Raw genomic sequence first — 25,126 nt, forward strand, 5'->3', positions numbered from 1 at the left:
GCACAGGCTGCCCGGCAAGAGAGGATCTACTCGGCGGCGTGTCCCTGCGGGGGGAGCTGAACGCCGTCGAGCCATGCAGCACCCTCGCGCATCGCCAGACGGCCATCGATAAACCAGCTCACCACCAGAGGGTAGATCGCGTGCTCCTGGGTCTGGACGCGATCGGTCACATCCTCTTCACCGTCGCCAGGAAATACCGGCACTTTGGCTTGCAGGATCACCGGTCCGCCGTCCAGTTCGTCGGTGACAAAATGCACGGAGGTGCCGTGCTCTTCGTCACCGTTCGCCAGCGCCTGACGGTGGGTATGCAGGCCGGGATATTTCGGCAGCAGGGAGGGGTGGATGTTCAGCAGGCGGCCCTGATAGTGGGCGACAAACTCGGGGCTGAGAATGCGCATATAGCCTGCCAGCACCACCAGATCCGGTGCGTAGGCATCGATCTCCATCATCAGCTCACGGTCAAACGCTTCACGGCTGGCAAACTGATCGGCCGTGATGGCGTGGGCCGCGATATCGGCCTCACGCGCACGTTGTAGGCCGAACGCGTCGGCCTTGTTACTGAATACCGCACGAACAGTGGCGTTAATTCTCTTCTGCGCGCAGGCGTCGATAATTGCCTGCAAGTTGCTTCCATTACCGGAAATTAGCACCACTATGTTTTTCATTCGATGACCACGCGCTCGCTGGAATCAGAAGCTTTAATCATACCGATTTTCCAGGCCTTTTCACCTTTCGCGTTCATCAGCTCAATCGCCTTATCGGCATCCTGAGCAGAGAGGGCGATGACCATGCCGACGCCGCAGTTAAAGGTGCGGTACATCTCGTGCTGGCTGACGTTGCCCGCCTGCTGCAGCCAGTTGAATACGGAAGGCCACTGCCAGCTGGATTCGTCAATCACCGCCTGGGTGTTGTCCGGCAGCACGCGCGGAATGTTCTCCCAGAAGCCGCCTCCGGTGAGGTGGGCGATAGCGTGAACGTCCACGCTGGCAATCAGCTCAAGAATGTTTTTCACGTAGATGCGGGTCGGGGCCAGGAGGTGATCCGCCAGCGATTTACCATCGAGCTGGGTCGTTTCTGGATCGCAGCCGCTCACCTCAACGATTTTGCGCACCAGCGAGTAGCCGTTAGAGTGCGGGCCGCTGGAGCCAAGGGCAATCAGCACGTCGCCGTCGGTGACTTTAGAGCCGTCGATGATTTCCGATTTCTCAACCACGCCCACGCAGAAGCCCGCGACGTCATAGTCTTCGCCATGGTACATGCCTGGCATCTCAGCGGTTTCGCCGCCGACCAGCGCACAGCCGGACTGCAGGCAGCCTTCCGCAATGCCGTTGATCACGCTGGCCGCGGTGTCGACGTCCAGCTTGCCGGTGGCGTAGTAGTCGAGGAAGAAGAGCGGCTCAGCGCCCTGAACCACCAGGTCGTTAACGCACATGGCCACCAGATCGATGCCGATCGTGTCATGACGCTTGAGATCCATCGCCAGGCGCAGCTTGGTGCCCACGCCGTCAGTACCGGAAACCAGCACCGGCTCACGATATTTTTGCGGCAGCGCGCACAGCGCACCGAAGCCACCCAGTCCACCCATCACTTCCGGGCGGCGGGTTTTCTTCACTACGCCTTTGATTCGGTCAACCAGTGCATTACCTGCGTCAATATCAACACCGGCATCTTTGTAGCTGAGAGAGGTTTTATCGGTCACTGCTTGGATCCCCACATGGCGATAGAAATAAAATTCGGCGCAATTCTAACAGTCAAGGCAAACGTTTGCGAGTCCATTATTCATGGCTCTCAGAGATCGTTGCGATATACTGATTTTCAATCTGATTGATCGGGATCAACCCTCTACCTATAGCGCAACGGAGAAAAAGCGGTATAATCCGGCGATTTTTTTTGTGGCTGCCAACTGTCTGGGGAAGGAGAAGAGTATGAAGATCGTGGAAGTAAAACACCCACTCGTCAAACACAAGCTGGGACTGATGCGTGAGCATGACATCAGCACCAAACGCTTTCGTGAACTCGCCTCTGAAGTAGGCAGCCTGCTGACCTATGAAGCGACCGCCGATCTGGAAACCGAGAAGGTGACCATCGAAGGCTGGAACGGCCCGGTGGAAATCGAGCAGATCAAAGGTAAAAAAATTACCGTGGTGCCGATCCTGCGTGCCGGTCTTGGCATGATGGAAGGCGTGCTGGAGCACGTCCCGAGCGCGCGCATCAGCGTGGTCGGTATCTACCGCGACGAAGAGACCCTGGAGCCGGTACCTTACTTCCAGAAACTGGTATCGAACATCGACGAGCGTATGGCGCTGGTGGTTGACCCGATGCTGGCGACCGGCGGCTCAATGATCGCCACCATCGACCTGCTGAAAAAAGCGGGCTGCAGCAGCATCAAGGTGCTGGTGCTGGTTGCCGCGCCGGAAGGCGTGGCCGCACTGGAGAAGGCGCATCCGGATATCGAACTCTATACCGCATCGGTCGATCAGGGGCTTAACGAGCACGGGTACATTATTCCTGGTCTCGGCGATGCCGGCGACAAGATTTTTGGTACCAAGTAATTGAATAAATGAAAAAGAGCCGACTTTGATAGTCGGCTTTTTTTTGAATAAAAGACGCAGTTCGCCTTATACAAAACACAACTCAGAGGAAAACACTATGACGCGCCGTGCTATCGGGGTGAGTGAAAGACCGCCGCTTTTACAGACAATTCCGCTTAGTTTGCAGCACCTGTTCGCCATGTTCGGCGCAACCGTGCTGGTGCCAATCCTGTTTCACATTAACCCGGCTACCGTGCTGCTGTTTAACGGCGTCGGTACGCTGCTCTATCTCTTTATCTGTAAGGGTAAAATTCCTGCCTATCTGGGTTCCAGCTTTGCGTTTATCTCCCCGGTGCTGCTTCTGCTGCCGCTCGGGTACGAGGTGGCGCTCGGCGGTTTTATTATGTGCGGCGTGCTGTTCTGCCTGGTGTCGTTTATCGTCAAGAAAGCGGGCACCGGCTGGCTGGACGTGATGTTCCCTCCGGCGGCGATGGGCGCAATCGTAGCCGTAATCGGCCTTGAGCTGGCAGGCGTGGCGGCTAACATGGCTGGCCTGCTGCCAGCAGATGGGCAGTCTGCGGACAGCAAAACGGTGATCATCTCGCTGGTTACCCTGGGCGTGACCGTGTTTGGCTCGGTGCTGTTCCGCGGCTTCCTGGCGATTATCCCGATCCTGATCGGCGTGCTGGCGGGCTATGCGCTGTCGTTTGCGATGGGCGTGGTGGATACCACCCCGATTGCCCAGGCGCACTGGTTTGCTCTGCCGACCTTCTACACCCCGCGCTTTGAGTGGTTCGCTATCTTCACCATTCTGCCTGCCGCGCTGGTGGTCATCGCCGAGCACGTTGGTCACCTGGTCGTCACGGCCAACATCGTTAAGCGCGACCTGATCCGTGATCCGGGCCTGCACCGCTCAATGTTTGCCAACGGCTTCTCCACTATCATCTCCGGCTTCTTCGGCTCCACGCCGAATACCACCTACGGCGAGAACATCGGCGTGATGGCGATTACCCGCGTCTACAGCACCTGGGTTATCGGCGGGGCGGCGATCATTGCCATTCTGCTCTCCTGTGTCGGCAAGCTGGCGGCGGCTATCCAGATCATTCCGGTTCCAGTGATGGGCGGCGTGTCGCTGCTGCTGTATGGGGTAATCGGCGCATCTGGTATTCGCGTGCTGATTGAATCCAAGGTGGACTACAGCAAAGCGCAGAACCTGATCCTGACCTCGGTGATCCTGATCATCGGCGTCAGCGGCGCGAAGGTGCACATCGGCGCAGCAGAGCTGAAGGGCATGGCGCTGGCGACCATCGTTGGCATCGGCCTGGCGCTGATCTTCAAACTTATTAGCGTCCTGCGTCCGGAAGAAGAGGTGATTGACGCCCAGGAGAACGACGTCACTCCGCGCTAATCTGGAAATTGAACCTGTCTGGAAATTGAACCAGTCTGGAAATTGAACCGGGCGTCGTGCCCGGTTCAAACCGCGCATCGTTTTGTGGTAAACTCGCTGCGTTTTCCGTAAGCCCTGTTGAGGTATCTCTGAACGCACCGGCGCAGCTCTCTCTGCCACTCTATCTTCCCGACGATGAAACCTTTGCCAGTTTCTGGCCGGGTGATAACCCCTCTCTGTTGGCGGCTGTGCAAAACGTGCTGCGTCAGGATCATAGCGGATACATCTACTTCTGGTCGCGGGAAGGTGCAGGTCGCAGCCATCTGCTGCATGCCGCCTGCGCCGAGCTCTCCGCACGCGGCGACGCCGTGGGCTATGTTCCACTCGATAAGCGTACCTGGTTTGTGCCGGAAGTGCTGGACGGCATGGAGCAGCTTTCGCTGGTCTGTATCGACAATATTGAGTGCATCGCCGGGGACGATCCCTGGGAGATGGCCATCTTCAATCTCTACAACCGCATTCTGGAATCAGGCCGCACGCGCCTGCTGATCACCGGCGATCGCCCGCCGCGCCAGCTCAATCTGCACCTGGCGGATCTGGCCTCGCGCCTCGACTGGGGGCAGATCTACCGGCTTCAGCCGCTGTCGGATGAGGATAAACTGCTGGCATTGCAACTGCGCGCCCGCCAGCGTGGCTTCGAGCTGCCGGAGGACGTGTGCCGTTTTCTGCTGAAGAGGTTGGATCGCGAGATGCGCACGCTGTTTGAGACGCTGGATCAGCTTGATCGCGCCTCTATTACCGCCCAGCGCAAGCTGACGATCCCGTTTGTGAAAGAGATCCTGAAGCTGTGAAAATGCCGGATGGCGCTACGCTTATCCGGCCTACGCTGTTTACTACAGGATCTCCAGCACCTGCTCCGGCGGTCGGCCAATGCGCGCCTGGCCGTGCTTCACCACGATAGGGCGCTCGATAAGCTTCGGGTTCTCGACCATCGCCTGAATTAACGCCTCTTCCGTCAGACCGTTGTCCGCCAGGTTAAGCGTGCGGTAGAGATCTTCCTTCTGCCGCATCAGATCCCGGGCGCTGCTTAAATTAAGCATCTTTAGCAGGTTACGCAGCGTGGCCGCATCCGGCGGTGTCTCCAGGTAGAGCACCACCTGCGGCTCAACGCTGTGGGATTGCAGCAGGCTCAGGGTCTCGCGGCTCTTTGAGCAGCGGGGGTTATGGTAGATCGTGACCGCGTCGGACATACATTCTCCTGATTACATCTTGGTATAAGGCTTAAAGCGTTCCTGCATCTGCCGCAGCTGGTCAATGCGGGCGTCGTAGCGCGCCTGCTGCATGCTGCCCAGCTTCACCTGCGCGCTGGCGCTGCCCAGCAGCGAGATCGCCTGATCCAGCTGACCGTGCAGCGCCAGGCCTTCGGCACGGGCGGCCAGCTCCTGATCGCGATTGCCGAGCGTGCCCTCGGTCTGCGCCAGCAGCTCCCAGCCGTTGGTGTCATCTTTATAGGTAAAGGTGTAGCGGTTGAGGATCTTCTCCGCCTCGCTTGCCTGGCCGCTTTGCAAATAGGCGTTGGCCAGGTTGAGCTGCAACACCGGGTCGGTTTTCAGCCGCGGGGCATTTTTCAGCCGGTTGATGGCCTGATCAAACTTTCTCTGGCCGAGATCGATATCAGTGGCTAAATCGAGATACCAGCTGTTGCCCGGCTCTGCGCTCAGCAGGGGCTGCAACGCCTGGCTGGCGGTGGGGTAGTTAGCGCCCTCCATCGCCTGGAGTGCCCGGCCATACTGGGCGGCACGCTGTTCGCGCACGTTGCCCTTAGCCCAGGCATCCAGCAGATCGTTGGTAAGCTGGTTACGCCCGCTGTTATACATCCCCAGCGTACGCGCCTTCGCCAGGTAAAAATCTTCTGAAGACTGGACCACCACGGGCCGCATCTGGTTGGCACGGTTGCGGGTATCCGAGAGACGGCTCTCCGGCAGGGGGTGAGTCAGCAGGATCTCCGGCGGTCGTGAAGAGTAGCGGGCCTGATCCAGCAGCTTTTCAAGGAAGGTCGGCATTGCCTGCGGATCGAACCCCGAGCGCTGTAGCACCTGAATGCCGATGCGGTCTGCCTCCTGCTCGTTCTGCTGGGTAAAAGTGATCATTCCCTGACGGGTGCCGGCCAGAGTACCGGTTAGCGCCGCCATCCCCGCCTGCGGGCTGGCCATCGCCAGCAGAATAGATCCTAATGCGCCCGCCCAGGTCAGCGGCGCGCTGTTTTTCTGATCTTCCATCGCTCGCGCCAGGTGGCGCTGGGTAACGTGGGAGATTTCGTGCGCCATTACCGAGGCCAGCTGGCTCTCGTTATCGGCATAGCGGAAGAGGGCCGAGTGCAGCACCACGTTGCCGCCAAAGAAGGCGAAGGCGTTGATTTCGTCGTTATTGATTAAGTAGAAGTGGAACGGGGTGCGTACCGAATTGGCATGGGCAACAAGGCGCATCCCTAAGCCATTAATGTACTGCACCAACAGGGGATCGTTAATCAGCGGCGCACTGCCGCGCAGTTGACGAACGTAGTAGTCGCCCATCTGCAGCTCCTGGGCAATCGACAGCGTGCTGCCCGCCGAGGTACCCATATCCGGCAGGGTATCCGCTGAATCCGCAAAGACCGGCGCGGCCTGGCCCAGCGTCAGGGTAGCAATCAGGGTAGCAACCAGCGTTTTTCTCAACGTCCTGAACATAACCTCAATCCTGTATGGCGAGCATGATGAACATCTTAATCAATTGATGCGTTAGTTTCCTGTGGCAGCGTCGAAAAGCGAAGTCTTTTTTGTTTCACTTCGATACAATTCCTCCGGAAAACCCACCAGGGACCTATAGGTAAGGTAAGTTATGCTCGAAATGTTAATGCAGTGGTATCGCCGTCGCTTTAGCGATCCGGAGGCGATTGCGCTGCTGGTCATTCTGCTGGCAGGGTTTAGCATCCTGTTCTTTTTTAGCGGGTTATTAGCCCCGCTGCTGGTGGCCATCGTGCTGGCCTACCTGCTGGAGTGGCCTACCGCCCGGCTGGAAAACGTCGGCTGCTCACGTACCGTCGCCTCCAGCATCGTGCTGGTGCTGTTCGTCGGCATTCTGCTGCTGATGGCCTTCGTGGTGATGCCTATCGCCTGGCAGCAGGGCATCAATCTGATCCGCGATATGCCCGGCATGCTCAACAAGCTCTCTGATTTTGCGGCCACGCTGCCGCGACGCTATCCGGCGCTGATGGACGCGGGCATTATCGATGCCATGGCAGAGAACATGCGCACCCGCATGCTCAGCCTGGGGGATTCGGTGGTCAAATACTCCGTCGCCTCGCTGGTAGGGCTGCTGACGCTGGCGGTCTATCTGGTGCTGGTGCCGCTGATGGTCTTCTTCCTGGTGAAGGATAAAGAGCAGATGCTCAATGCCGTACGCCGCATTCTGCCGCGCAACCGTGGCCTGGCAGGGCAGGTGTGGGTGGAGATGAACCAGCAGATCACCAACTATATTCGCGGCAAGGTGCTAGAGATGATCGTCGTCGGCGTGGCGACGTGGATTGGTTTTATTCTCTTCGGTCTTAACTACTCGCTGCTGCTGGCGGTGCTGGTGGGCTTCTCGGTGCTTATCCCTTACATTGGCGCCTTTGTGGTCACGCTGCCGGTGATCGGCGTGGCGCTGTTCCAGTTTGGGCTGGGAACCGAGTTCTGGAGTTGCTTTGCGGTTTACCTGATCATTCAGGGGCTGGACGGCAACCTGCTGGTGCCGGTGCTCTTCTCGGAGGCGGTGAACCTGCATCCGCTGGTGATTATTCTGTCGGTGGTGATCTTCGGCGGACTGTGGGGCTTCTGGGGCGTGTTCTTTGCGATCCCGCTCGCCACGCTAATCAAGGCGGTGGTGCATGCCTGGCCGGATGTCCCGGCGGTGGAAGAGTAGCGTGTAGGCCCGGCAGGCGTAGCGCCGCCGGGCCTTAATACTTTACGCGTTCTCCTGCAGCCAGTTCAGCACGATATCGTGGTGGTTGCTGGTTTTGAAATCGTTGAACACGTGCTCAACGACCCCGTCCGCGCCAATCAAAAAGCTGATGCGGTGAATGCCGTCGTAGGTTTTCCCCATAAACGACTTCTCACCCCAGATGCCAAACTGCTCGCAGACCTGATGGTCTTCATCGGACAGCAGGGTAAAGTTCAGCAGCTCTTTTTCAGCAAAGCGGGAGAGCTTTTCCGGCTTGTCGGTGCTGATGCCCAGCACTTCCACACCTTTTTTCTTTAAATCGTCCATGTTATCGCGTAGGCCACAGGCCTGAACGGTACAGCCTGGGGTCATGGCTTTCGGGTAGAAATAGACCAATACACGCTGTCCCTGGAAGTCGGCCAAATTAACTTGTTCTCCGTCTTGATCCGGCAAGCTAAATTTCGGTGCGGTATCACCGGCTTTCAGTGGATTCATCACTTCACTCCATCCTGTTCATCGTTCTGGGAATAGTTGACGACATTTATACTGCCCTGCGCATTTAATTCTGTACATAGTACTTTGAAAGCTTGTTCAATTTTTGCCGCATCTTCCAGCGCCGGGCTATGGGCCGTGATCTGAATAAAGAGCTGGGCGGCTGCACCGGCTTGGGCAGGCTGGGTGCGAGAGACCAGCTCGGCAATATTCATCTGGTGGGCATCAAACAGGGCGGTGAAGCGCTCGATCAGGTGCGGGGAGTCCGCTACCTCAACCTGCACCCACACCGTGGCGGGCAGCGCCGCGCCGGGCCGCGCGGTGGTGCGTTTCATCACGATCAGCAGATCCAGCTCTGCGCCCTTCAGCGGCAGCGTGGATTCAATCAGGGTAATGGCGTTCCATGACCCGGAAAGCAGCATGATAAAGGTGAACTCTTCCCCGAGCATCGCCAGCCGGCTATCTTCAATATTACAGCCGCAGCTGCTCACGTGACGGGTGATCGTGTTGACGATACCAGGCCTGTCGACACCTAGCGCGGTGATAACCAGATAATGTTGTGATGAAGGGGTCAAACCTGTTCTTCCTATAGATGCTTCGCTAACGGTTTCGGTAATCCTAAGGAAAGCATAAAAAAAACCGGCATACAACCGCCGGAACGCCTCGCGTCGCTTGCTTTTATTACAGCACCAAACGTACCATTGAGAATCTTGTTTGCACAGAGGATGGCCCATGTTCACGGGAAGTATTGTCGCGCTTGTTACACCGATGGATGAGAAAGGTAATGTCTGCCGGTCAAGCCTGAAGAAACTGATTGATTATCATGTCGCCAGCGGAACCTCGGCGATTGTATCGGTAGGCACCACCGGTGAGTCCGCCACGCTGAGCCATGAGGAACATGGTGACGTCGTGATGCTGACGCTTGAACTGGCCGACGGGCGCATCCCGATTATTGCAGGCACCGGTGCAAATGCTACCGCCGAGGCGATCGGCCTTACCGAGCGCTTCAACGGCAGCGGTGTGGTAGGCTGCCTGACGGTAACGCCTTACTACAACCGTCCGACGCAGGAAGGGCTGTTCCAGCATTTTAAAGCCATCGCGGAACACACTGATCTGCCGCAAATTCTGTATAATGTACCTTCGCGTACCGGTTGCGATATGCTGCCTGAAACCGTGGGTCGCCTGGCGAAAGTGAACAATATTGTCGCAATCAAAGAGGCTACCGGGAACTTAAGTCGTGTTCATCAGATCAAAGAGCTGGTTTCAGATGACTTTGGTCTTCTGAGCGGTGATGATGCCACCGGGCTGGACTTTATGCAGCTTGGCGGTCACGGTGTGATCTCCGTGACCTCTAACGTGGCCGCACGCGACATGGCAGAGATGTGCCGTCTGGCTGCCGAAGGGCAGTTTAGCGAAGCGCGGGTGATTAACCAGCGTCTGATGCCGTTACACAACAAACTATTTGTCGAACCCAATCCTATCCCAGTGAAATGGGCATGTAAGGAGTTGGGGCTTGTGGCGACCGACACGCTGCGTCTGCCGATGACGCCGATTACCGACCACGGTCGTGAGGCTGTTACCGCTGCGCTTAAGCACGCCGGTTTGCTGTAAAGTTTAGGGAGATTTGATGGCTTACTCAGTACAGAAGTCGCGCCTGGTGAAGGTAGCGAGTGTTTCGCTTGTTATGCTGCTCGCTGCCTGTAATTCGGACTCGCGCTACAAGCGCCAGGTTAGCGGTGATGAATCCTATCTGGATGCCGCGCCGCTTGGTGAACTTCATGCGCCTGCTGGCATGATCCTGCCAGTGCAGAACGGTGACTACAACATTCCAGTGGCTAACGGCAGCGGTGCCGTTGGTAAAGCGCTGGATATCCGCCCACCGGCCCAGCCGCTGGCGCTGGTAACGGGTGCCCGCACCCAGTTTACCGGTGATACCGCAACGCTGCTGGTGGAGAACGGCAACCGTAGCACGCTGTGGCCACAGGTGGTAAGCACGGTTCAGGGCAACAACTACGCGATTGATAAACGTGACGATGCCGCGCAGACCCTGACCACCGGTTGGGTTGACTGGAACCGCCTCGACGAAGATCAGCAGTACCGTGGCCGTTATCAAATCTCGGTTAAGCCGCAGGGCTATCAGCAGGCGGTTGTCGTCAAGCTGATGAACCTGGAGCAGGCTGGCAAGCCGGTGGCCGATACCGCCTCGCTGCAGCGCTACAGCACCGAAATGCTGAACGCGATCTCCGCCGGGCTGGATAAAACCGCCACTGCGTCACAGAACGCCGCGCAGAACCGCTCTGCCGCCACCCTCGACGTACAGAGCGGTGCCGACGATACCGGTCTGCCGATGCTCGTAGTCCGTGGGCCGTTTAACGTAGTCTGGCAGCGCCTGCCTGCGACCCTTGAGAAAGTGGGCATGAAGGTAACCGACTCCACGCGCTCAACCGGCAGCATGGCGGTCACCTACAAGCCGCTCTCAGACAGCGACTGGCTGGCACTTGGCGCGCGCGATCCGGGCCTGACCTCCGGTGACTACAAGCTACAGGTAGGCGATCTCGATAACCGCAGCAGCCTGCAGTTTATCGATCCGAAAGGGCACACCCTGACCCAGGCGCAAAACGACGCGCTGGTGGCCGTTTTCGAAGCTGCATTTAAGTAAAAAAATCAGGCCGGATTGCTCCGGCCTTTTTTATCAGGGTAGACGCAAACGTGTGCGTAGCGGATAATGGCCGCAGTTAGACTTCAAATCATCACACCTGGAACCTGGAGTAACAAAGATGCAAAAGCAAGCTGAGTTGTATCGTGGCAAAGCGAAGACCGTATACAGCACGGAAAACCCCGACCTGTTGGTGCTCGAATTCCGCAATGATACGTCAGCAGGGGATGGCGCACGCATTGAACAGTTCGATCGTAAGGGCATGGTGAACAACAAGTTCAACCACTTCATTATGAGCAAGCTGGAAGAGGCGGGCATCCCGACACAGATGGAGCAGCTGCTCTCCGATACCGAGTGCCTGGTTAAGAAGCTGGAGATGGTGCCGGTGGAGTGCGTTATCCGTAACCGTGCAGCGGGCTCGCTGGTGAAGCGTCTGGGCGTTGAGGAGGGGATGATCCTCAATCCGCCTCTGTTCGATCTGTTCCTGAAAAACGATGAAATGCACGATCCAATGGTTAACGACTCCTACTGCGAAACCTTCGGCTGGGTGAATCAGAAAAACCTGGCGCGCATGAAAGAGCTGACCTACAAGGCCAACGATGTGCTGACCAAACTGTTTGACGATGCCGGTCTGATCCTGGTGGACTTCAAGCTGGAGTTTGGTTTGTTCAACGGCGAAGTGGTGCTGGGCGACGAGTTCTCCCCGGACGGCAGCCGCCTGTGGGACAAAGAGACCATGGATAAAATGGATAAAGACCGCTTCCGTCAGAGCCTTGGCGGCGTGATCGAAGCCTATGAAGCCGTGGCCCACCGTCTCGGCGTGAAACTGGACTAGTTTCACTCTTTGGCTCTTAGCCGGAGGCGTTCCCCACTCCTCCGGCCTGTTACAGCACCTTTCTTATGGTAATCCTGCCCTTAACCGCCTACGATCAATCATATTTATTAAAAATATCTCTGAGGTGATTATGCGTTGGCAAGGGCGTCGCGAAAGTAATAACGTTGAAGACAGGCGTAGCGAATCAGGTAGCCCGCTGGGTGGCCGTGGGCTGCGTCTGCCCCGGGGCAAGGGTGGGATTATCTTGCTGGTGATTGTGGTGATCGGCGGCTACTACGGCGTGGATTTAACCGGGCTGCTCACCGGGCAGCCGATGTCCCAGCCGGGTACCCAGCAGGTGGCCACACCTCAGGAGAATGAAGCGGCGAAGTTTACCCGTGTCATTTTTGCCACCACCGAAGAGACGTGGACCCAGCTGTTTGAGAAAATGGGCCGCACCTATCAGCAACCGACTCTGGTGATGTACCGCAACTATACCCAGACCGGCTGCGGTACTGGTCAGTCGGTCATGGGGCCGTTCTACTGCCCGGCGGACAGCAAAGTCTATATCGATCTCTCTTTCTACGATGAGATGAAGAGCAAGCTCGGCGCGGCGGGCGACTTCGCTCAGGGCTATGTCATTGCCCACGAAGTGGGTCACCACGTGCAGAAGCTGCTGGGTATTGAGCCAAAGGTGCGCCAGCTGCAGCAAAACGCCTCCCAGGCAGAAGTTAACCGCCTGTCGGTGAAGATGGAGTTGCAGGCGGACTGCTTTGCTGGGGTCTGGGGCCGCAGCATGCAGCAGCAGGGCGTGATGGAGGAGGGCGATCTGCAGGAGGGGCTGAACGCCGCCGAAGCGATTGGTGACGACCGTCTTCAGCAGCAGAGTCAGGGCCGGGTCGTGCCGGATAGCTTTACCCACGGCACCTCCGAGCAGCGTTACACCTGGTTTAAGCGCGGCTTCGACACGGGTGATGTCGCCCAGTGCAATACCTTTGGCAAAACGCTGTAAGGCTCTATTTTCGGGAACGGTGACATGGAGCGTTTAATTGCCCTGAGCGCGCAGATGGCGCGCGAGGGCATCCGTCGCCTGCTGGTGATTAGCGGGGAAGAGACGTGGTGCCAGCAGCAGGCCGCTGACCTGATAGCGCATCAGTCGGCGCTATGGGTGGGTGACGAGCAGGATGCCGCGCTGGCGGCAGACTACTGCCATCCTCGGGCGCTCACTACGCTGCTGGGCCGCGAGTTCAGCCATGCCGTCTTTGATGCTCGCCGCGGCTTTGACGTTGCCGCCTTTGCGGCGCTCGGCGGTACGCTGCGGGCGGGAGGCTGGCTGATCCTGCTGACGCCCGCACTTTCCCGCTGGGCAGAGACGCCCGACGCCGACGCCTGTCGCTGGAGTGATACCACTCTGCCCATCGCTACCCCGCGGTTTATCAATCACTTCTGCCGTACGCTACAGACCCACAGTGAGGTGATCCTCTGGCAGCAGGGGCAGCCGCTTACGCTGCCTGAGTTTGCCCCGCGTCAGGCGTGGCATCCGGCCAACGGTGCACCGGAGCGGGAGCAGGCCGCAATTCTCGCTGAACTACAGGCTATGTCGCCCGGCGTTATGGTAGTGACCGCCCCACGCGGGCGCGGCAAATCGGCGCTGGCGGGCATGCATCTGCGTCATTTACACGGCAATGCTATCGTGACCGCGCCCACCCGCGCCGCTACCGACGTGCTGGCACAGTTTGCCGGAGACGAGGTGAACTTTGTGCCACCGGATGCGCTGCGCCAGCGGCTGGCTGACGGAGATACGCCTCTTCCTGACTGGCTGATCGTGGATGAGGCGGCGGCAATACCAGGCCCGCAGCTGCGCCAGCTGATCGCCGGATTCAGCCGGGTTCTGCTTACGACGACCGTGCAGGGCTACGAGGGAACAGGGCAGGGCTTTTTGCTGAAGCTCTGCGCCGGGCTGGATCGCTTGCAACACCGTAGCCTCAGCACGCCGCTACGCTGGGCCAGCGGCTGCCCGCTTGAGGCCTTCATCAGTGACCTGCTGCTGTTTGATGATGCTCTTCCCGGTTCGGCTCCGGGCGCTGAATACCGTATTTCTCCTTTGACGCAGGATGCCTGGCTAACCTCGCCAGCGCAGCCCGCTGCGCTCTATCGTCTGCTGACCAGCGCCCACTACCGGACATCGCCTCTCGACCTGCGGCGGATGATGGATGCGCCGGGCCAGCGCTTCTGGCAGGCGCTGGTCGGAGAGCAGCCCATCGCCGCACTGTGGCTGGTGGAGGAGGGGGGATTGTCTTCCGCGCTTAGCCAGGCGGTGTGGGCGGGCTTTCGACGGCCGCGCGGCAATCTTGTCGCTCAGTCGCTGGCGGCGCACGGTGCCAGCCCGTTGGCGGCGACACTGTTCGGGTGTCGTATCAGCCGTATTGCTGTTCACCCTTCACGCCAGCGGGAGGGCATTGGTCAGCGGCTGATCGCCGAAGCGCACGCCCACAGCGCAGGCTACGACTATCTGTCGGTGAGCTTCGGCTACACCCGCGAGCTGTGGCGCTTCTGGCAGCGCTGCGGTTTTCAGCTGGTGCGTCTCGGCAGCCATCGTGAAGCCAGCAGCGGCTGCTACACGGCGATGGCTCTCCTGCCGCTCACCCCTGCGGCAGAGTCGCTGGTGGCGACGGAGCAGCGCAGGCTGGCGAGGGATCTGCCCTGGCTAACTCCCTGGCGTGACGAAAAGTTACCTCTGCCGCCGGGGGAGCCGACTACCCTTAATAGTGATGACTGGCACGAGCTGGCTGGCTTTGCTTTTGCCCATCGCCCGCTTTCGGCGGCGATGGGGGCGCTCAGCCGTCTGCTGATGCACAGCAACCTGCCGCTGGCGGCGCTGCGCAGCCAGCTGGAGCAGAGTTTGAATGAGGCCCAGGCCTGCCAGCGTCTCCGGCTGGCCGGACGCAAGGCGCTGCTGGCTGCCCAACGACACGAGACGGCAGCGGCGCTGGTGTCTCTGGATGCGGACCGGGCAGCGCAGAGCCAGCAGCAGATAGCACAGCTGCAATTTTTTTAACTAACTCATTCAGTTAAATGGCATGGTCATCGCCGCCGTGCGGCGTAAACTTACCTCAACGCTATAAGGAGACCGCCATGGAACACAACTACCATGTAGTACAACGTCCGGATAAACCAGCCAGCCAGCTGCTGCTGCTGTTTCACGGCGTCGGCGATAATCCGGTCGCCATGGGGCAGGTCGGCACCGGTTTCACCGCTCGCTTTCCGGATGCGCTGATCGTCAGCGTTGGTGGGGCTGAACCCTGCGGTCCGGCTCCCGCGCGGCAGTGGTTCTCCGTGCAGGGCGTCACCGAGGAGAATCGTCAGGAACGCGTGGACGCCATCATGCCCGCCTTTATTGAAGCGGTACGTTACTGGCAAAAAGAAAGTGGACTGGGGCCACAGGCCACGGCGCTGATCGGCTTCTCGCAGGGGGCGATCATGGCCCTGGAGGGGGTGAAAGCCCAGCCCACGCTGGCGTCGCGGGTGATTGCCTTTAGCGGTCGCTTTGCCACCCTGCCAGCGACCATCAGCGCGGCGGTAACGATCCACCTGATCCACGGCGGGGAGGATCGCGTGATTGAGCTAACGCATGCCGTTGCCGCCCAGGAGGCGCTGTTACAGGCCGGGGGCGATGTGACGCTGGATATCATTGATGATGTGGGACACGGCATCAGCCATGAGGGTATGCAGCTGGCGCTGGACCGTCTGAGCTATACCGTGCCGAAGCACTATTTTGATGAGGCGCAGAGCGGCGGCAGGTTCAACGACGACGATATTGTAGAGTTTATGTAGATTTGTAGGCCGGGCAAGCGGTGGCGCCGCCCGGCGTAATCAAAGCCGACTACTTTTTCTTCGGCCAGTCGTCTTCGTCATCCCACTTATCGTTAAAGTCGCGATGCGGGGGCAGATCGGGCTTGTTGGCGAGAAATTTCTTATGGTCGACGCGCTTGAGGTCTTTAATGACGTTCAGCAGCACGCCCACCAGGAAAACCAGTAACAGAATCCACCAGTATTTAGCCAGCCATTCCATGCTCATATCCTCATTCAGAAACGCCTATTATGCAACGAGCCGTTCCATAATGCGTTGATACATACGGGCCAGCAGCTGCAGATCGGCGGCGTTTACGCATTCGTTGATTTTATGAATGGTCGCATTCACCGGCCCCAGTTCCACCACCTGAGCCCCCATCCGCGCAATAAACCGCCCGTCCGAGGTCCCGCCCGTGGTTAACAGCTGCGGTTCAATTTCATTATAGTGCGCAATCGACTTCACCACCGCATCCACCAGCTTGCCGCGTGAGGTGAGGAACGGCTGGCCGGAGATCCACCAGTCCAGGGTGTAGCGCAGCTGATATTTATCCAGCAGCGCAGCGACGCGCGCTTTGATCATCTCGTCGGTGAGCTCGGTGCTGAAGCGGAAGTTAAACTGCACCTTCAGGTCGCCAGGGATCACGTTGTTACTCCCAGTACCGGCCTGGATATTGGCGATCTGCATGCTGGTCGGCGGGAAAAATTCGTTACCGCGATCCCACTCGATAGCCACCAGCTCGTTAAGCATCGGCGCAGCGCGGTGGACCGGGTTATCCGCCAGGTGCGGATAGGCCACGTGACCCTGCACGCCGTGAATGGTCAGGTTGCAGGTCATCGACCCACGACGTCCGTTCTTCACCACGTCGCCCACCACTTCGGTACTGGAGGGTTCGCCCACCAGGCAGTAGTCGAGGCGTTCGTTGCGCGCCATCAGCGCCTCTACGACCTTGACCGTACCGTGCGTGGCGCTGGCCTCTTCGTCGGAGGTGATCAGAAAGGCCAGACGACCTTTGTGGTTCGGATTCCGAGCCACAAAGCGCTCGGCAGCCACCACCATCGCCGCAAGAGAACCTTTCATGTCGGCCGCGCCGCGGCCAAACAGCATCCCGTCGCGAATGGTGGGTTCAAAAGGCGGATTGATCCAGCGGTCAGCGTCGCCAGCGGGCACTACGTCGGTATGACCCGCAAACGCCAGCGTCTCGCCCTGGCCGCGCCATGCCCAGAAGTTTTGCGTGTCGCCAAAATCCATCCTTTCAACGGTAAAGCCGATAGCACGCAGGCGTTCAATCATTAACGCCTGGCATCCTGCGTCGTCGGGACTAAGAGAAGGGCGGCGAATAAGCTGTTGGGTCAGCTCAATAACCGGGCATGACATAGACTACACCTCGTTAAAATAGCGCACGTAGCTGGTTTCTGTGAAACCAAGCAGCATAGGCTTACCGGGCGCGCAGAGCAATGGGCGTTTGATAATTGCAGGCATTTCAAGCATCAGCTCCGCCGCCGAAGGCGCAGTTTGAATGCTTTCCCGCCGCGCGTCGTCCAGCTTGCGCCAGGTGGTGCCTCGGGTATTCAGCAGCGCTTCCCATCCCAGCTCAGCAATAAAGGTATCGAGCAGGGCCGCATCCAGCCCGTCGGCCCGGTAGTCGTGGAAGCGGTAGGCTATCTGCTGTGCGTCAAGCCAGCGGCGCGCCTTTTTAACTGTGTCGCAGTTTTTGATGCCGTACATCACCGGTAGCGCGTCTGATGAAATGTTATTCATAAAATTTCACTTTGTAAGCAGGTAAAGAGAGAGTATTACCCGATCCACCGCGAGGGTGAAGCAATTTGTTTTAGTTTCGGTTTAGTACTCATCTAATTTGAATAATGACAATCTATTAGAGAAAATAGTCGGCGGACAGGCCTCAATATATTTGTCTGCTAATTAAATTGTGTGTTGCGCAATATATGCCTGGACTCTCGCCCTGCAATTATTCTGCAACCTTGAGCTAGCAAAAGCGTAAACTTGCGAAGTGCGTCACGCTCGCGAAACGTTTCGCTGCCCGTTTTTAGGAATGTTGCTATATGTCACATTTTCTTACATGTCGTTGCGTCATAGTCTATTCAAGCCAAACAAATACCGCGGAGGTGGCCAATCATAGCAATTGATTTAGCGTCTCTTCACAGCAATGGCGATTTTTTGTAGAATACCCATAATAATTAGATGAGGTTGTTATGATTGAACATGAACTGGGGAACTGGAAAGATTTTATCGAAGGCATGCTTCGTAAATAATTCCGGATACGCACTAAGAAAGAAGCACTAATATAACAAAGCGTGAACCATATCACGCAACAGCGAGGCGGCCACTGTAGGCCGCCTTTTTTGTTGTTCAATCTTCCTGACGCTCTTTTAACGGGAAGCGCTGACGCACCAGCACAAAGAACAGCGGTACAAAGAAGATGGCCAGCACGGTGGCCGAGATCATCCCGCCCATCACCCCGGTCCCTACCGCATGCTGGCTGCCGGAGCCTGCGCCGCTGCTGGTGGCCATCGGCAGGACGCCAAAGATAAATGCCAGCGAGGTCATCAGGATCGGTCGCAGACGCTGGTGGCAGGCGTGCAGCGTCGCCGAAAGTAGATCCTGGCCTTTGGCATTCATCTCATTAGCAAACTCGACGATCAGAATGGCATTTTTCGCCGATAGCCCAATCACGGTGAGCAGCCCCACCTGGAAGTAGACGTCGTTCTCAAGGCCGCGCATCCAGGTGGCCAGCAGGGCACCGATCACCCCCAGCGGCACCACCAGCATCACCGAGAAGGGCACCGACCAGCTCTCATACAGCGCCGCCAGGCAGAGGAAGACCACCAGCAGGGAGATGGCGTACAGCGCCGGAGCCTGCGCGCCGGAGAGCCGCTCCTGGTAGGACATAGCGGTCCACTCAAGGCCAAAACTGCCGGGCAGCTGGCTAACCAGCTTTTCCATAATGTCCATAGCGGTACCGGTGCTGACCCCGGTGGCGGCTTCGCCGACGATCTCCACGGCGGAGTAGCCGTTGTAACGCTCCAGGCGCGGAGAGCCGGTCTCCCAGCGGGAGGTGGCGAAGGCAGAGAAGGGCACCATGCCCCCGGCGCTGTTGCGCACGTACCACAGGTTAATATCGTCCGGCAGCATGCGGTACTTCGCCGCCGCCTGAACGTAGACCTTCTTCACGCGGCCGCGATCCATAAAGTCATTAACGTAGCTGGAGCCCCAGGCCGTTTGCAGCGTGTCGTTGATGTCGTCGATAGAGACGCCGAGCGCCTGCGCCTTGTGCTGATCGATATCGATCTGTAGCTGCGGACTGTCGTCCAGACCGTTGTGGCGTACGCGGGCCAGAGATGGATCGCGCCCGGCCAGCTCCAGCAGCTTGTCGCGGGCGGCCATCAGGGCGTCATGCCCGGCGCCAGCGTGATCCTGTAGTTCCATATCAAACCCGGCCGAGCTGCCGAGGCCGCTGATGGCCGGTGGGCTGCTGGCGAAGACCCGCGCCTCGTTGATATCGCGAAACGCCTTGGTGGCACGGTCGATAATGGCGAATGAGCTGCCGGTAGTCGGATCGCGATCGTCCCAATCCTTCAGTCGAACAAACATGCGGGCCACGTTCTGGCCGTTGCCGCCGGGCCCGGAGCCGATGGTGGCGAAGACCGACGTCACGTTATCTTTTTCGTGGGTGGCGAAATAGTTCTCGACCTTCTCCACCACCTTCAGCGTCTGCTGCTGGGTAGCGCCGCTGGGCAGCTGCACCGAAGTGGTGAACATGCCGCGATCCTCCTGCGGCAGAAACGAGGTGGGTAGACGCAGGAAGAGAAATACCATCCCGCCGAGCAGCAGGGCATAGATCAGCATCCAGCGCAGGCTGCGATGGAGGATCTTCGCGACGCCGGACTCATAGCGCGCCGCGCTGCGGTTAAACATGCGGTTAAACCAGCCGAAAAAGCCCGTCTGCCCGTGCTGCTCCCCTTTTTGCACCGGCTTGAGCAGGGTCGCGCACAGCGCCGGGGTGAGGATCATCGCTACCAGCACCGACAGCACCATCGCCGCGACGATGGTGATCGAGAACTGGCGGTAGATTGCCCCGGTGGTGCCGCCGAAGAAGGCCATCGGCACAAACACCGCTGAGAGCACCATCGCGATGCCCACCAGCGCACCCTGGATCTGGCCCATGGACTTGCGCGTGGCCTGGCGCGGAGAGAGACCCTCCTCGCTCATGATGCGCTCAACGTTCTCTACCACCACGATAGCGTCATCCACCAGCAGGCCGATGGCGAGCACCATAGCAAACATGGTCAGGGTATTGATGCTGTAGCCGAAGGCGTAGAGCACGGCGAAGGTGCCGAGCAGCACCACCGGCACGGCAATGGTTGGAATGAGGGTGGCACGGAAGTTCTGTAGAAAGAGGTACATCACCAGGAAGACCAGGGCGATAGCCTCCAGCAGCGTCTTCACCACGTCGATAATCGAGGCCTTAACGAAGGAGGTGGTCTCGTAGGCCACCTTGTACTCCAGGCCGTGCGGGAAGAAGTGCGCCAGCTCGTCAAGCCGGTTGAGCACCAGGTTCGCCGTCTCCATCTCGTTGGCCCCGGAGGCCAGCTTGACCCCAAGCCCTGAAGCCGCCTTGCCGTTGAAGCGGCTCAGGTAGTCATACTTCTCCGCGCCCATCTCGACCTGAGCGACGTCACCAAGGCGCACCTCGGATCCGTCCTGGTTGACCCGCAGGGTGATGTTACGAAACTGCTCTGGGGTCTCTAACAGCGACTGGGCATTGATGGTGGCGTTCAGCGCCTGCTTGTCTACCGACGGGGTACCGCCCATCTGGCCGACGGCGATCTGCGCGTTCTGCGCCTCAATGGCATCGGTTACGTCCTTCGCCGTTAGTTGGACGCTGTTCAGGCGGGCCGGATCGAGCCAGATGCGCATCGAATACTGCGAGCCGTAGGCGTCGATGTCGCCCACGCCATTCACCCGGCTGAGGGGATCCTGAATGTTACTCGCGACATAATCGGCAATATCCTGCTTATCCATTGAGCCGTCCGTTGAGACGAAGGCGATGGTTAAGATATTGGTATCACCGGTTTTGCGTACCGTTACACCCTGGTTCTGTACCGCCTGCGGCAGCTTGCGCATTGCCGACTGAAGCTGATTTTGCACCTGCTGCACCGCCTCGTCGGGATCGGTACCCGCTGCAAAGCTCAGGGTCACCGTTGCCTGCCCGGTGGCGCTGCTTTGTGAGGACATGTACATCAGGTTATCGAGCCCGGTCATGTTCTGCTCAATAACCTGGGTAACGGTATTCTCTAGCGTCTGCGCGGAGGCGCCAGGATAGTTGGCCGCGATCCGCACGTTAGGCGGGGCCAGATCGGGATACTGCTCAACGGGCAGCGAAAGAATTGCCAACGTGCCGGTGAGGCACAAAATGATAGCTAACACCCAGGCGAAAATTGGGCGATCGATAAAGAAATTCGCCATCAGAAGGGAGACCTCTTTTATTGTGCTTTATAACTCTACATTGCTTTATGTCACTTTAACGGCAATCGCCTGACTAAACGTGGAGAAAAAAAGGAGAAAGTGTAAATTATCACGTTGTTTGCGCAGGTGGTGAAGATTAGCTGGCGCGACAAGGCCGGCCCTAAAGCGTAAAATAGAGGCTCACACTTACCGTATAGGGCCTGTATGTCGCTGAAAATAGACGTTATCAAAGATAAGATCCTCTCTGAAAACTACTTCGTGTTACGCAATATCACCTACGATCTGACCCGCCGCAACGGGGAGGTGATCCGTCACCGCCGCGAGGTGTACGATCGCGGCAACGGGGCAACCATTCTGCTCTATAACCGGGAGAAACGCAGCGTGGTGCTGGTTCGTCAGTTCCGCATTGCCACCTGGGTGAACGGCAACGAAGATGGTCGGCTGATTGAGCCCTGCGCCGGACTGCTGGACAACGACGCGCCGGAGGTGTGCGCGCGTAAAGAGGCGATGGAGGAGACGGGTTACGAGGTCGGCGAGGTGCGCAAGGTATTTGAACTGTATATGTCACCCGGCGGCGTAACTGAAATTGTTCACTTCTTTATTGCCGAATATAGCGACAACCTGAAGGCTAACGCGGGCGGCGGCGTAGAAGATGAGGATATTGAAGTCCTTGAGATGCCTTTCACCCAGGCGCTGGAAGCAGTAGCCAGCGGCGAGATACGTGACGCTAAGGCAGTGATATTACTGCAATATTTACAGGCCTCCGGTCTAATGTCTTGATATTAATCGGGTTAATAACATGTATTTAGAATAAATCTATCCGATAAATCCGATTGAGTCGGCTACCCCATGACGACGAAGATACCCTGTTTATTTGCTACGCTTCTACTTCTGGGGTTGTACCGTTCATGCGTTATCGCGTTTTGCTGCTGCTACTGCTTAATCTATTTGTCGCCTCGTTTGCGTGGGCGGCACCCGCCCAGCAGAATTTTTCCGACTGGCAGGTCACCTGTAATAATCAAAATTTCTGCGTAGCACGCAATACCGGCGAGCACCATGGACTCGTCATGACCCTGACGCGCAGCGCGGGAGCACGAACCGATGCGCAGCTGCGTATCGAGCTTGGCGGGAGCCAGACGCCATCGGCAAAAGAGCCGCCCGTTGCGCCACGCCTGCTGCTCGACGGTATACCGCTGCGGCTGGAGGCTCAGCACTGGGCGATTTCGCCGTGGCGGTTGATCACCGAGCATGCGCCGACCATCAACGTTTTTTTACAGACCATTCAGAATGCACAGGCGATAACCCTTAAGGACGGGCAGGGCACGATCTCCCTGGTCGGGCTCAAGGCGGCGCTGCTGTTTATTGATGCCCAGCAAAAACGCGTCGGCAGCGAAACCGCGTGGATCAAAAAGGGCGGCAATCCTTCGCTGAGCGTGCCGCCTGCCCCGGCATTGAAAGGGGTGGCAGTAGTGAACCCGACGCCGACGCCGCTGACCCGTGAAGAGATGGATTCGCTGCTGGATTACGGCAGCATGCGGATGAACAGCAGCCAGTGTTCGCTGGATCCGATGCGTCGAGAGGTGCGCGTGACGGCCCTCACCGACGATAAAGCGCTGCTGATCGTGAGCTGCGAAGCGGGAGCCTACAATACGGTGGATCTCGCCTGGCTGGTATCGCGTCATAAACCCTACGCGACCAAAGCGGTGCGCCTGCGCCTGCCCTTTACCCCCGGCAGCGGCAACGATGAGATGGAGCTAATGAATGCTGAATTCGATCAGAAAGCCCGCGAATTGACAACGCTTGCCAAGGGTCGCGGGCTTGCAGATTGTGGGATTCAGACGCGCTGGCGTTTTGACGGCCAGCGCTTTCGTCTGGTGCGCTATGCAGAAGAGCCAAGCTGTGACAACTGGCATGGGCCAGACGCCTGGCCCACGCTGTGGATCACACGTTAAGCACTTTTTTCGCTTTAGCGACCACGTTCTCAACGGTAAAGCCAAAGAACGGGAACAGCTTATCGGCCGGTGCGGACTCGCCGTAGCCGGTCATCCCGACAATGGCCCCTTTCAGGCCGACATATTTGTACCAGTAGTCGGCAATCCCGGCCTCAACGGCCACGCGGGCGCTGACGTCTGACGGCAGCACCGATTCACGGTACTCATCATCCTGGGCATCGAAGATGTCCGTCGAGGGCAGAGAGACCACCCGCACCTTGTGACCCTCGGCGCTCAGTTGCTCCGCTGCCTTCATGGTGATCTCAATCTCCGAGCCGGTGGCGATCAGGATCAGATCCGGCTGGCCATCGCTGTCCTTCAGAATATAGCCGCCGCGGGAGATGGCTTTCACCTGCTCCGGGGTACGCTCCATCTGGGTAAGGTTCTGGCGAGAGAGGATCAGCGCGGTTGGGCCGTTGTGGCGCTCAATAGCCAGCTTCCAGCCGACGGCGGCTTCGACCTGGTCACAGGGACGCCAGGTGCTGAAGTTCGGCGTCAGGCGCAGGCTGGCGAGCTGCTCAACCGCCTGGTGGGTCGGGCCATCTTCCCCCAGACCAATGGAGTCATGGGTATACACCATGATCTGACGGGCCTTCATCAGCGCTGCCATACGCGCAGCGTTACGCGCATACTCGACGAACATCAGGAAGGTTGCGGTATAGGGCACGAAGCCGCCGTGGTGGGCGATACCGTTGGCGATGGCGGTCATACCGAACTCACGCACGCCGTAGTGAATGTAGTTCCCGGCCGGGTCCTCTTTCAGCGACGTTGACCCAGACCAGATGGTCAGGTTACTTGGCGCAAGGTCCGCGGAGCCGCCCAGCAACTCTGGCAGCGCCGGGCCGTACTGGTTAAGCGCGTTTTGGGATGCCTTACGGGTAGCGACTTTCGCGGGCTCAGCCTGAAGTTTAGTGATGTACTCCTGGGTCAGCTGCTCCCAGTTTTCCGGCAGGCCACCGCTCATGCGACGGGAAAATTCTGCTGCCAGCTCCGGGTGCGCCTTCTCATAGGCGGCAAACTTCTCTTTCCACGACTGCTGGGCTTTCTCACCGCGCTCGCGGCCATCCCACGCCTGGTAGATCTCTTTCGGGATCTCAAAGGCCGGATGCTTCCAGCCCAGCTTCTGGCGGGTCAGGGCAACTTCTTCTTCCCCCAGCGCCGCGCCGTGGGAATCCTCTTTACCCGCTTTGTTCGGCGAGCCAAAGCCAATCACCGTCCGGCAGATGATCAGCGACGGTTTATCCTTCACGCTCTGTGCTTCAAGAATGGCTGCTTTAATCGCCTCTGGATCGTGACCGTCAATCTCATGTACGACGTGCCAGTGGTAGGCTTCAAAGCGTTTGGCGGTATCGTCGGTAAACCAGCCTTCGGTTTCACCGTCGATGGAGATGCCGTTATGGTCATAGAAACCAATCAGCTTGCCCAGCCCCAGCGTGCCCGCTAGAGAGCAAACCTCGTGGGAGATCCCCTCCATCAGGCAGCCGTCACCCATAAAGGTGTACGTGAAGTGATCGACGATCTCATGTCCCGGCTGGTTAAACTGCGCTGCCAGGGTGCGTTCGGCTATCGCCAGCCCCACCGCGTTAGCCAGCCCCTGGCCCAGCGGGCCGGTGGTGGTCTCAACGCCCGGCGTATAGCCGATCTCCGGGTGGCCCGGCGTTTTGGAGTGCAGCTGGCGGAAGTTTTTCAGCTCCTCAATCGGCAGATCGTAGCCGGAGAGGTGCAGCAGGCTGTAGAGCAGCATAGAGGCGTGACCGTTGGAGAGAATAAAACGGTCGCGGTCGTACCATGTCGGATCTGTCGGGTTATGCTTGAGGAAATCGTTCCACAGCACTTCAGCGATATCGGCCATGCCCATTGGCGCGCCGGGATGGCCGGAGTTGGCTTTTTGTACCGCGTCCATGCTCAGGGCGCGGATGGCGTTGGCAAGCTCTTTACGAGACATATTTCACTCCATGACA

General features: G+C 58.4%; 24 protein-coding genes. 13 read left to right on the plus strand and 11 right to left on the minus strand.

The window, feature by feature from the left end:
* Positions 1 to 26: 26 nt before the first annotated feature.
* Positions 27 to 665: a phosphoribosylglycinamide formyltransferase gene (purN, locus tag EV102420_RS04125; protein ID WP_042389318.1), complete on the minus strand. Its 639-nt coding sequence runs from the start codon at positions 663 to 665 to the stop codon at positions 27 to 29.
* Positions 662 to 1,699 (minus strand): phosphoribosylformylglycinamidine cyclo-ligase, encoded by a 1,038-nt coding sequence (gene purM, locus EV102420_RS04130; RefSeq protein WP_042389321.1) that lies wholly within the window; start codon positions 1,697 to 1,699, stop codon positions 662 to 664. Before purM ends, purN begins: the two co-directional genes overlap by 4 nt.
* A 226-nt stretch (positions 1,700 to 1,925) precedes the next feature.
* On the opposite strand from purM, the gene upp reads away from it, so the two are divergent.
* The 3 genes from upp (at position 1,926) to EV102420_RS04145 (ending at position 4,769) form a co-directional block, all read left to right on the plus strand.
* A complete protein-coding gene (gene upp / locus EV102420_RS04135; RefSeq protein WP_042389323.1) occupies positions 1,926 to 2,552 on the plus strand; it encodes a uracil phosphoribosyltransferase in 627 nt (208 codons plus the stop codon).
* Positions 2,553 to 2,649: 97 nt separating this feature from the next.
* Positions 2,650 to 3,939, plus strand: a complete 1,290-nt coding sequence (gene uraA / locus EV102420_RS04140) for a uracil permease (protein WP_042389326.1) — start codon at positions 2,650 to 2,652, stop codon at positions 3,937 to 3,939.
* A 128-nt stretch (positions 3,940 to 4,067) separates the two neighbouring features.
* On the plus strand, positions 4,068 to 4,769 hold the full coding sequence (locus tag EV102420_RS04145; RefSeq protein WP_103818889.1) for a DnaA inactivator Hda: 702 nt from the start codon (positions 4,068 to 4,070) through the stop codon (positions 4,767 to 4,769).
* Between the two features lie 42 nt (positions 4,770 to 4,811).
* On the opposite strand, the gene arsC is transcribed toward EV102420_RS04145, so the two are convergent.
* Entirely contained in the window at positions 4,812 to 5,168 is a 357-nt protein-coding gene (gene arsC, locus EV102420_RS04150; RefSeq protein WP_042389333.1) for an arsenate reductase (glutaredoxin), read from the minus strand.
* 12 nt (positions 5,169 to 5,180) lie between these two features.
* Complete coding sequence (gene bepA / locus EV102420_RS04155; RefSeq protein WP_042389335.1) at positions 5,181 to 6,644, minus strand: beta-barrel assembly-enhancing protease; 1,464 nt, start codon at positions 6,642 to 6,644, stop codon at positions 5,181 to 5,183.
* Between the two features lie 151 nt (positions 6,645 to 6,795).
* Here bepA and EV102420_RS04160 point away from each other — a divergent pair, with 151 nt between their 5' ends.
* Positions 6,796 to 7,857 (plus strand): AI-2E family transporter, encoded by a 1,062-nt coding sequence (locus tag EV102420_RS04160; protein WP_042389338.1) that lies wholly within the window; start codon positions 6,796 to 6,798, stop codon positions 7,855 to 7,857.
* A gap of 42 nt (positions 7,858 to 7,899) precedes the next feature.
* Here EV102420_RS04160 and bcp read toward each other — a convergent pair whose 3' ends face one another.
* Both bcp and EV102420_RS04170 read right to left on the minus strand, forming a co-directional pair.
* Positions 7,900 to 8,370: a thioredoxin-dependent thiol peroxidase gene (gene bcp / locus EV102420_RS04165; RefSeq protein WP_042389340.1), complete on the minus strand. Its 471-nt coding sequence runs from the start codon at positions 8,368 to 8,370 to the stop codon at positions 7,900 to 7,902.
* Positions 8,370 to 8,942: a glycine cleavage system transcriptional repressor gene (locus EV102420_RS04170; RefSeq protein ID WP_042389343.1), complete on the minus strand. Its 573-nt coding sequence runs from the start codon at positions 8,940 to 8,942 to the stop codon at positions 8,370 to 8,372. Before EV102420_RS04170 ends, bcp begins: the two co-directional genes overlap by 1 nt.
* A 157-nt stretch (positions 8,943 to 9,099) precedes the next feature.
* On the opposite strand from EV102420_RS04170, the gene dapA reads away from it, so the two are divergent.
* From dapA to ypfH, 6 genes are all read left to right on the plus strand, one after another.
* Entirely contained in the window at positions 9,100 to 9,978 is an 879-nt protein-coding gene (gene dapA / locus EV102420_RS04175; RefSeq protein WP_042389345.1) for a 4-hydroxy-tetrahydrodipicolinate synthase, read from the plus strand.
* Between the two features lie 16 nt (positions 9,979 to 9,994).
* Positions 9,995 to 11,026: an outer membrane protein assembly factor BamC gene (gene bamC, locus EV102420_RS04180; RefSeq protein WP_042389348.1), complete on the plus strand. Its 1,032-nt coding sequence runs from the start codon at positions 9,995 to 9,997 to the stop codon at positions 11,024 to 11,026.
* A 118-nt stretch (positions 11,027 to 11,144) separates the two neighbouring features.
* Positions 11,145 to 11,858, plus strand: coding sequence for a phosphoribosylaminoimidazolesuccinocarboxamide synthase (gene purC / locus EV102420_RS04185; protein ID WP_042389351.1), 714 nt, complete (start codon positions 11,145 to 11,147; stop codon positions 11,856 to 11,858).
* Positions 11,859 to 11,988: 130 nt separating this feature from the next.
* A complete protein-coding gene (ypfJ, locus tag EV102420_RS04190; RefSeq protein WP_042389354.1) occupies positions 11,989 to 12,849 on the plus strand; it encodes a KPN_02809 family neutral zinc metallopeptidase in 861 nt (286 codons plus the stop codon).
* Between the two features lie 24 nt (positions 12,850 to 12,873).
* Positions 12,874 to 14,895 carry a tRNA(Met) cytidine acetyltransferase TmcA gene (locus EV102420_RS04195; protein WP_042389356.1) on the plus strand — a complete coding sequence of 674 codons (2,022 nt, stop codon included), beginning with the start codon at positions 12,874 to 12,876 and terminating at the stop codon, positions 14,893 to 14,895.
* A 77-nt stretch (positions 14,896 to 14,972) separates the two neighbouring features.
* Entirely contained in the window at positions 14,973 to 15,671 is a 699-nt protein-coding gene (gene ypfH, locus EV102420_RS04200) for an esterase (RefSeq protein WP_042389358.1), read from the plus strand.
* A 49-nt stretch (positions 15,672 to 15,720) separates the two neighbouring features.
* Here the strand turns inward: ypfH and EV102420_RS04205 are convergent, their stop codons facing one another.
* From EV102420_RS04205 to EV102420_RS04215, 3 genes are read right to left on the minus strand one after another with little or no spacing between them, the layout of a single operon-like run.
* The gene (locus EV102420_RS04205; RefSeq protein WP_042389360.1) at positions 15,721 to 15,909 is read right to left on the minus strand and encodes a YpfN family protein; all 189 of its coding nucleotides are present in this window, start codon (positions 15,907 to 15,909) and stop codon (positions 15,721 to 15,723) included.
* A 27-nt stretch (positions 15,910 to 15,936) separates the two neighbouring features.
* Complete coding sequence (gene dapE / locus EV102420_RS04210; protein ID WP_042389363.1) at positions 15,937 to 17,064, minus strand: succinyl-diaminopimelate desuccinylase; 1,128 nt, start codon at positions 17,062 to 17,064, stop codon at positions 15,937 to 15,939.
* A gap of 3 nt (positions 17,065 to 17,067) precedes the next feature.
* Positions 17,068 to 17,415, minus strand: a complete 348-nt coding sequence (locus EV102420_RS04215) for an ArsC family reductase (protein ID WP_042389930.1) — start codon at positions 17,413 to 17,415, stop codon at positions 17,068 to 17,070.
* Positions 17,416 to 17,900: 485 nt separating this feature from the next.
* Here EV102420_RS04215 and ypfM point away from each other — a divergent pair, with 485 nt between their 5' ends.
* Positions 17,901 to 17,960 carry a protein YpfM gene (ypfM, locus tag EV102420_RS21995; protein ID WP_100181659.1) on the plus strand — a complete coding sequence of 20 codons (60 nt, stop codon included), beginning with the start codon at positions 17,901 to 17,903 and terminating at the stop codon, positions 17,958 to 17,960.
* Positions 17,961 to 18,057: 97 nt separating this feature from the next.
* Here the strand turns inward: ypfM and acrD are convergent, their stop codons facing one another.
* Positions 18,058 to 21,174: a multidrug efflux RND transporter permease AcrD gene (gene acrD, locus EV102420_RS04220; RefSeq protein WP_042389365.1), complete on the minus strand. Its 3,117-nt coding sequence runs from the start codon at positions 21,172 to 21,174 to the stop codon at positions 18,058 to 18,060.
* 204 nt (positions 21,175 to 21,378) lie between these two features.
* Between acrD and nudK the strand changes: the two genes are divergently transcribed.
* Both nudK and EV102420_RS04230 read left to right on the plus strand, forming a co-directional pair.
* Entirely contained in the window at positions 21,379 to 21,954 is a 576-nt protein-coding gene (gene nudK / locus EV102420_RS04225; RefSeq protein WP_042389368.1) for a GDP-mannose pyrophosphatase NudK, read from the plus strand.
* Positions 21,955 to 22,082: 128 nt separating this feature from the next.
* On the plus strand, positions 22,083 to 23,126 hold the full coding sequence (locus tag EV102420_RS04230; RefSeq protein ID WP_042389371.1) for a DUF1176 domain-containing protein: 1,044 nt from the start codon (positions 22,083 to 22,085) through the stop codon (positions 23,124 to 23,126).
* Here the strand turns inward: EV102420_RS04230 and tkt are convergent.
* Positions 23,116 to 25,110, minus strand: coding sequence for a transketolase (tkt, locus tag EV102420_RS04235; protein ID WP_042389374.1), 1,995 nt, complete (start codon positions 25,108 to 25,110; stop codon positions 23,116 to 23,118). The two genes, EV102420_RS04230 and tkt, sit on opposite strands and share 11 nt — an antisense overlap.
* Between the last annotated feature and the right edge of the window lie 16 nt (positions 25,111 to 25,126).

Source organism: Pseudescherichia vulneris NBRC 102420 (assembly GCF_000759795.1).
Lineage (GTDB): Bacteria > Pseudomonadota > Gammaproteobacteria > Enterobacterales > Enterobacteriaceae > Pseudescherichia > Pseudescherichia vulneris.

Excerpts from the sequence above, each read along its gene's own strand:
- purN (WP_042389318.1), bottom strand. The coding sequence starts at position 665 with ATGAAAAACATAGTGGTGCTAATTTCCGGTAATGGAAGCAACTTGCAG.
- upp (WP_042389323.1), top strand. The coding sequence starts at position 1,926 with ATGAAGATCGTGGAAGTAAAACACCCACTCGTCAAACACAAGCTGGGA.
- uraA (WP_042389326.1), top strand. The coding sequence starts at position 2,650 with ATGACGCGCCGTGCTATCGGGGTGAGTGAAAGACCGCCGCTTTTACAG.
- arsC (WP_042389333.1), bottom strand. The coding sequence starts at position 5,168 with ATGTCCGACGCGGTCACGATCTACCATAACCCCCGCTGCTCAAAGAGC.
- bepA (WP_042389335.1), bottom strand. The coding sequence starts at position 6,644 with ATGTTCAGGACGTTGAGAAAAACGCTGGTTGCTACCCTGATTGCTACC.
- EV102420_RS04160 (WP_042389338.1), top strand. The coding sequence starts at position 6,796 with ATGCTCGAAATGTTAATGCAGTGGTATCGCCGTCGCTTTAGCGATCCG.
- bcp (WP_042389340.1), bottom strand. The coding sequence starts at position 8,370 with ATGAATCCACTGAAAGCCGGTGATACCGCACCGAAATTTAGCTTGCCG.
- dapA (WP_042389345.1), top strand. The coding sequence starts at position 9,100 with ATGTTCACGGGAAGTATTGTCGCGCTTGTTACACCGATGGATGAGAAA.
- bamC (WP_042389348.1), top strand. The coding sequence starts at position 9,995 with ATGGCTTACTCAGTACAGAAGTCGCGCCTGGTGAAGGTAGCGAGTGTT.
- purC (WP_042389351.1), top strand. The coding sequence starts at position 11,145 with ATGCAAAAGCAAGCTGAGTTGTATCGTGGCAAAGCGAAGACCGTATAC.
- ypfJ (WP_042389354.1), top strand. The coding sequence starts at position 11,989 with ATGCGTTGGCAAGGGCGTCGCGAAAGTAATAACGTTGAAGACAGGCGT.
- EV102420_RS04195 (WP_042389356.1), top strand. The coding sequence starts at position 12,874 with ATGGAGCGTTTAATTGCCCTGAGCGCGCAGATGGCGCGCGAGGGCATC.
- ypfH (WP_042389358.1), top strand. The coding sequence starts at position 14,973 with ATGGAACACAACTACCATGTAGTACAACGTCCGGATAAACCAGCCAGC.
- EV102420_RS04205 (WP_042389360.1), bottom strand. The coding sequence starts at position 15,909 with ATGGAATGGCTGGCTAAATACTGGTGGATTCTGTTACTGGTTTTCCTG.
- dapE (WP_042389363.1), bottom strand. The coding sequence starts at position 17,064 with ATGTCATGCCCGGTTATTGAGCTGACCCAACAGCTTATTCGCCGCCCT.
- EV102420_RS04215 (WP_042389930.1), bottom strand. The coding sequence starts at position 17,415 with ATGTACGGCATCAAAAACTGCGACACAGTTAAAAAGGCGCGCCGCTGG.
- acrD (WP_042389365.1), bottom strand. The coding sequence starts at position 21,174 with ATGGCGAATTTCTTTATCGATCGCCCAATTTTCGCCTGGGTGTTAGCT.
- nudK (WP_042389368.1), top strand. The coding sequence starts at position 21,379 with ATGTCGCTGAAAATAGACGTTATCAAAGATAAGATCCTCTCTGAAAAC.
- EV102420_RS04230 (WP_042389371.1), top strand. The coding sequence starts at position 22,083 with ATGCGTTATCGCGTTTTGCTGCTGCTACTGCTTAATCTATTTGTCGCC.
- tkt (WP_042389374.1), bottom strand. The coding sequence starts at position 25,110 with ATGTCTCGTAAAGAGCTTGCCAACGCCATCCGCGCCCTGAGCATGGAC.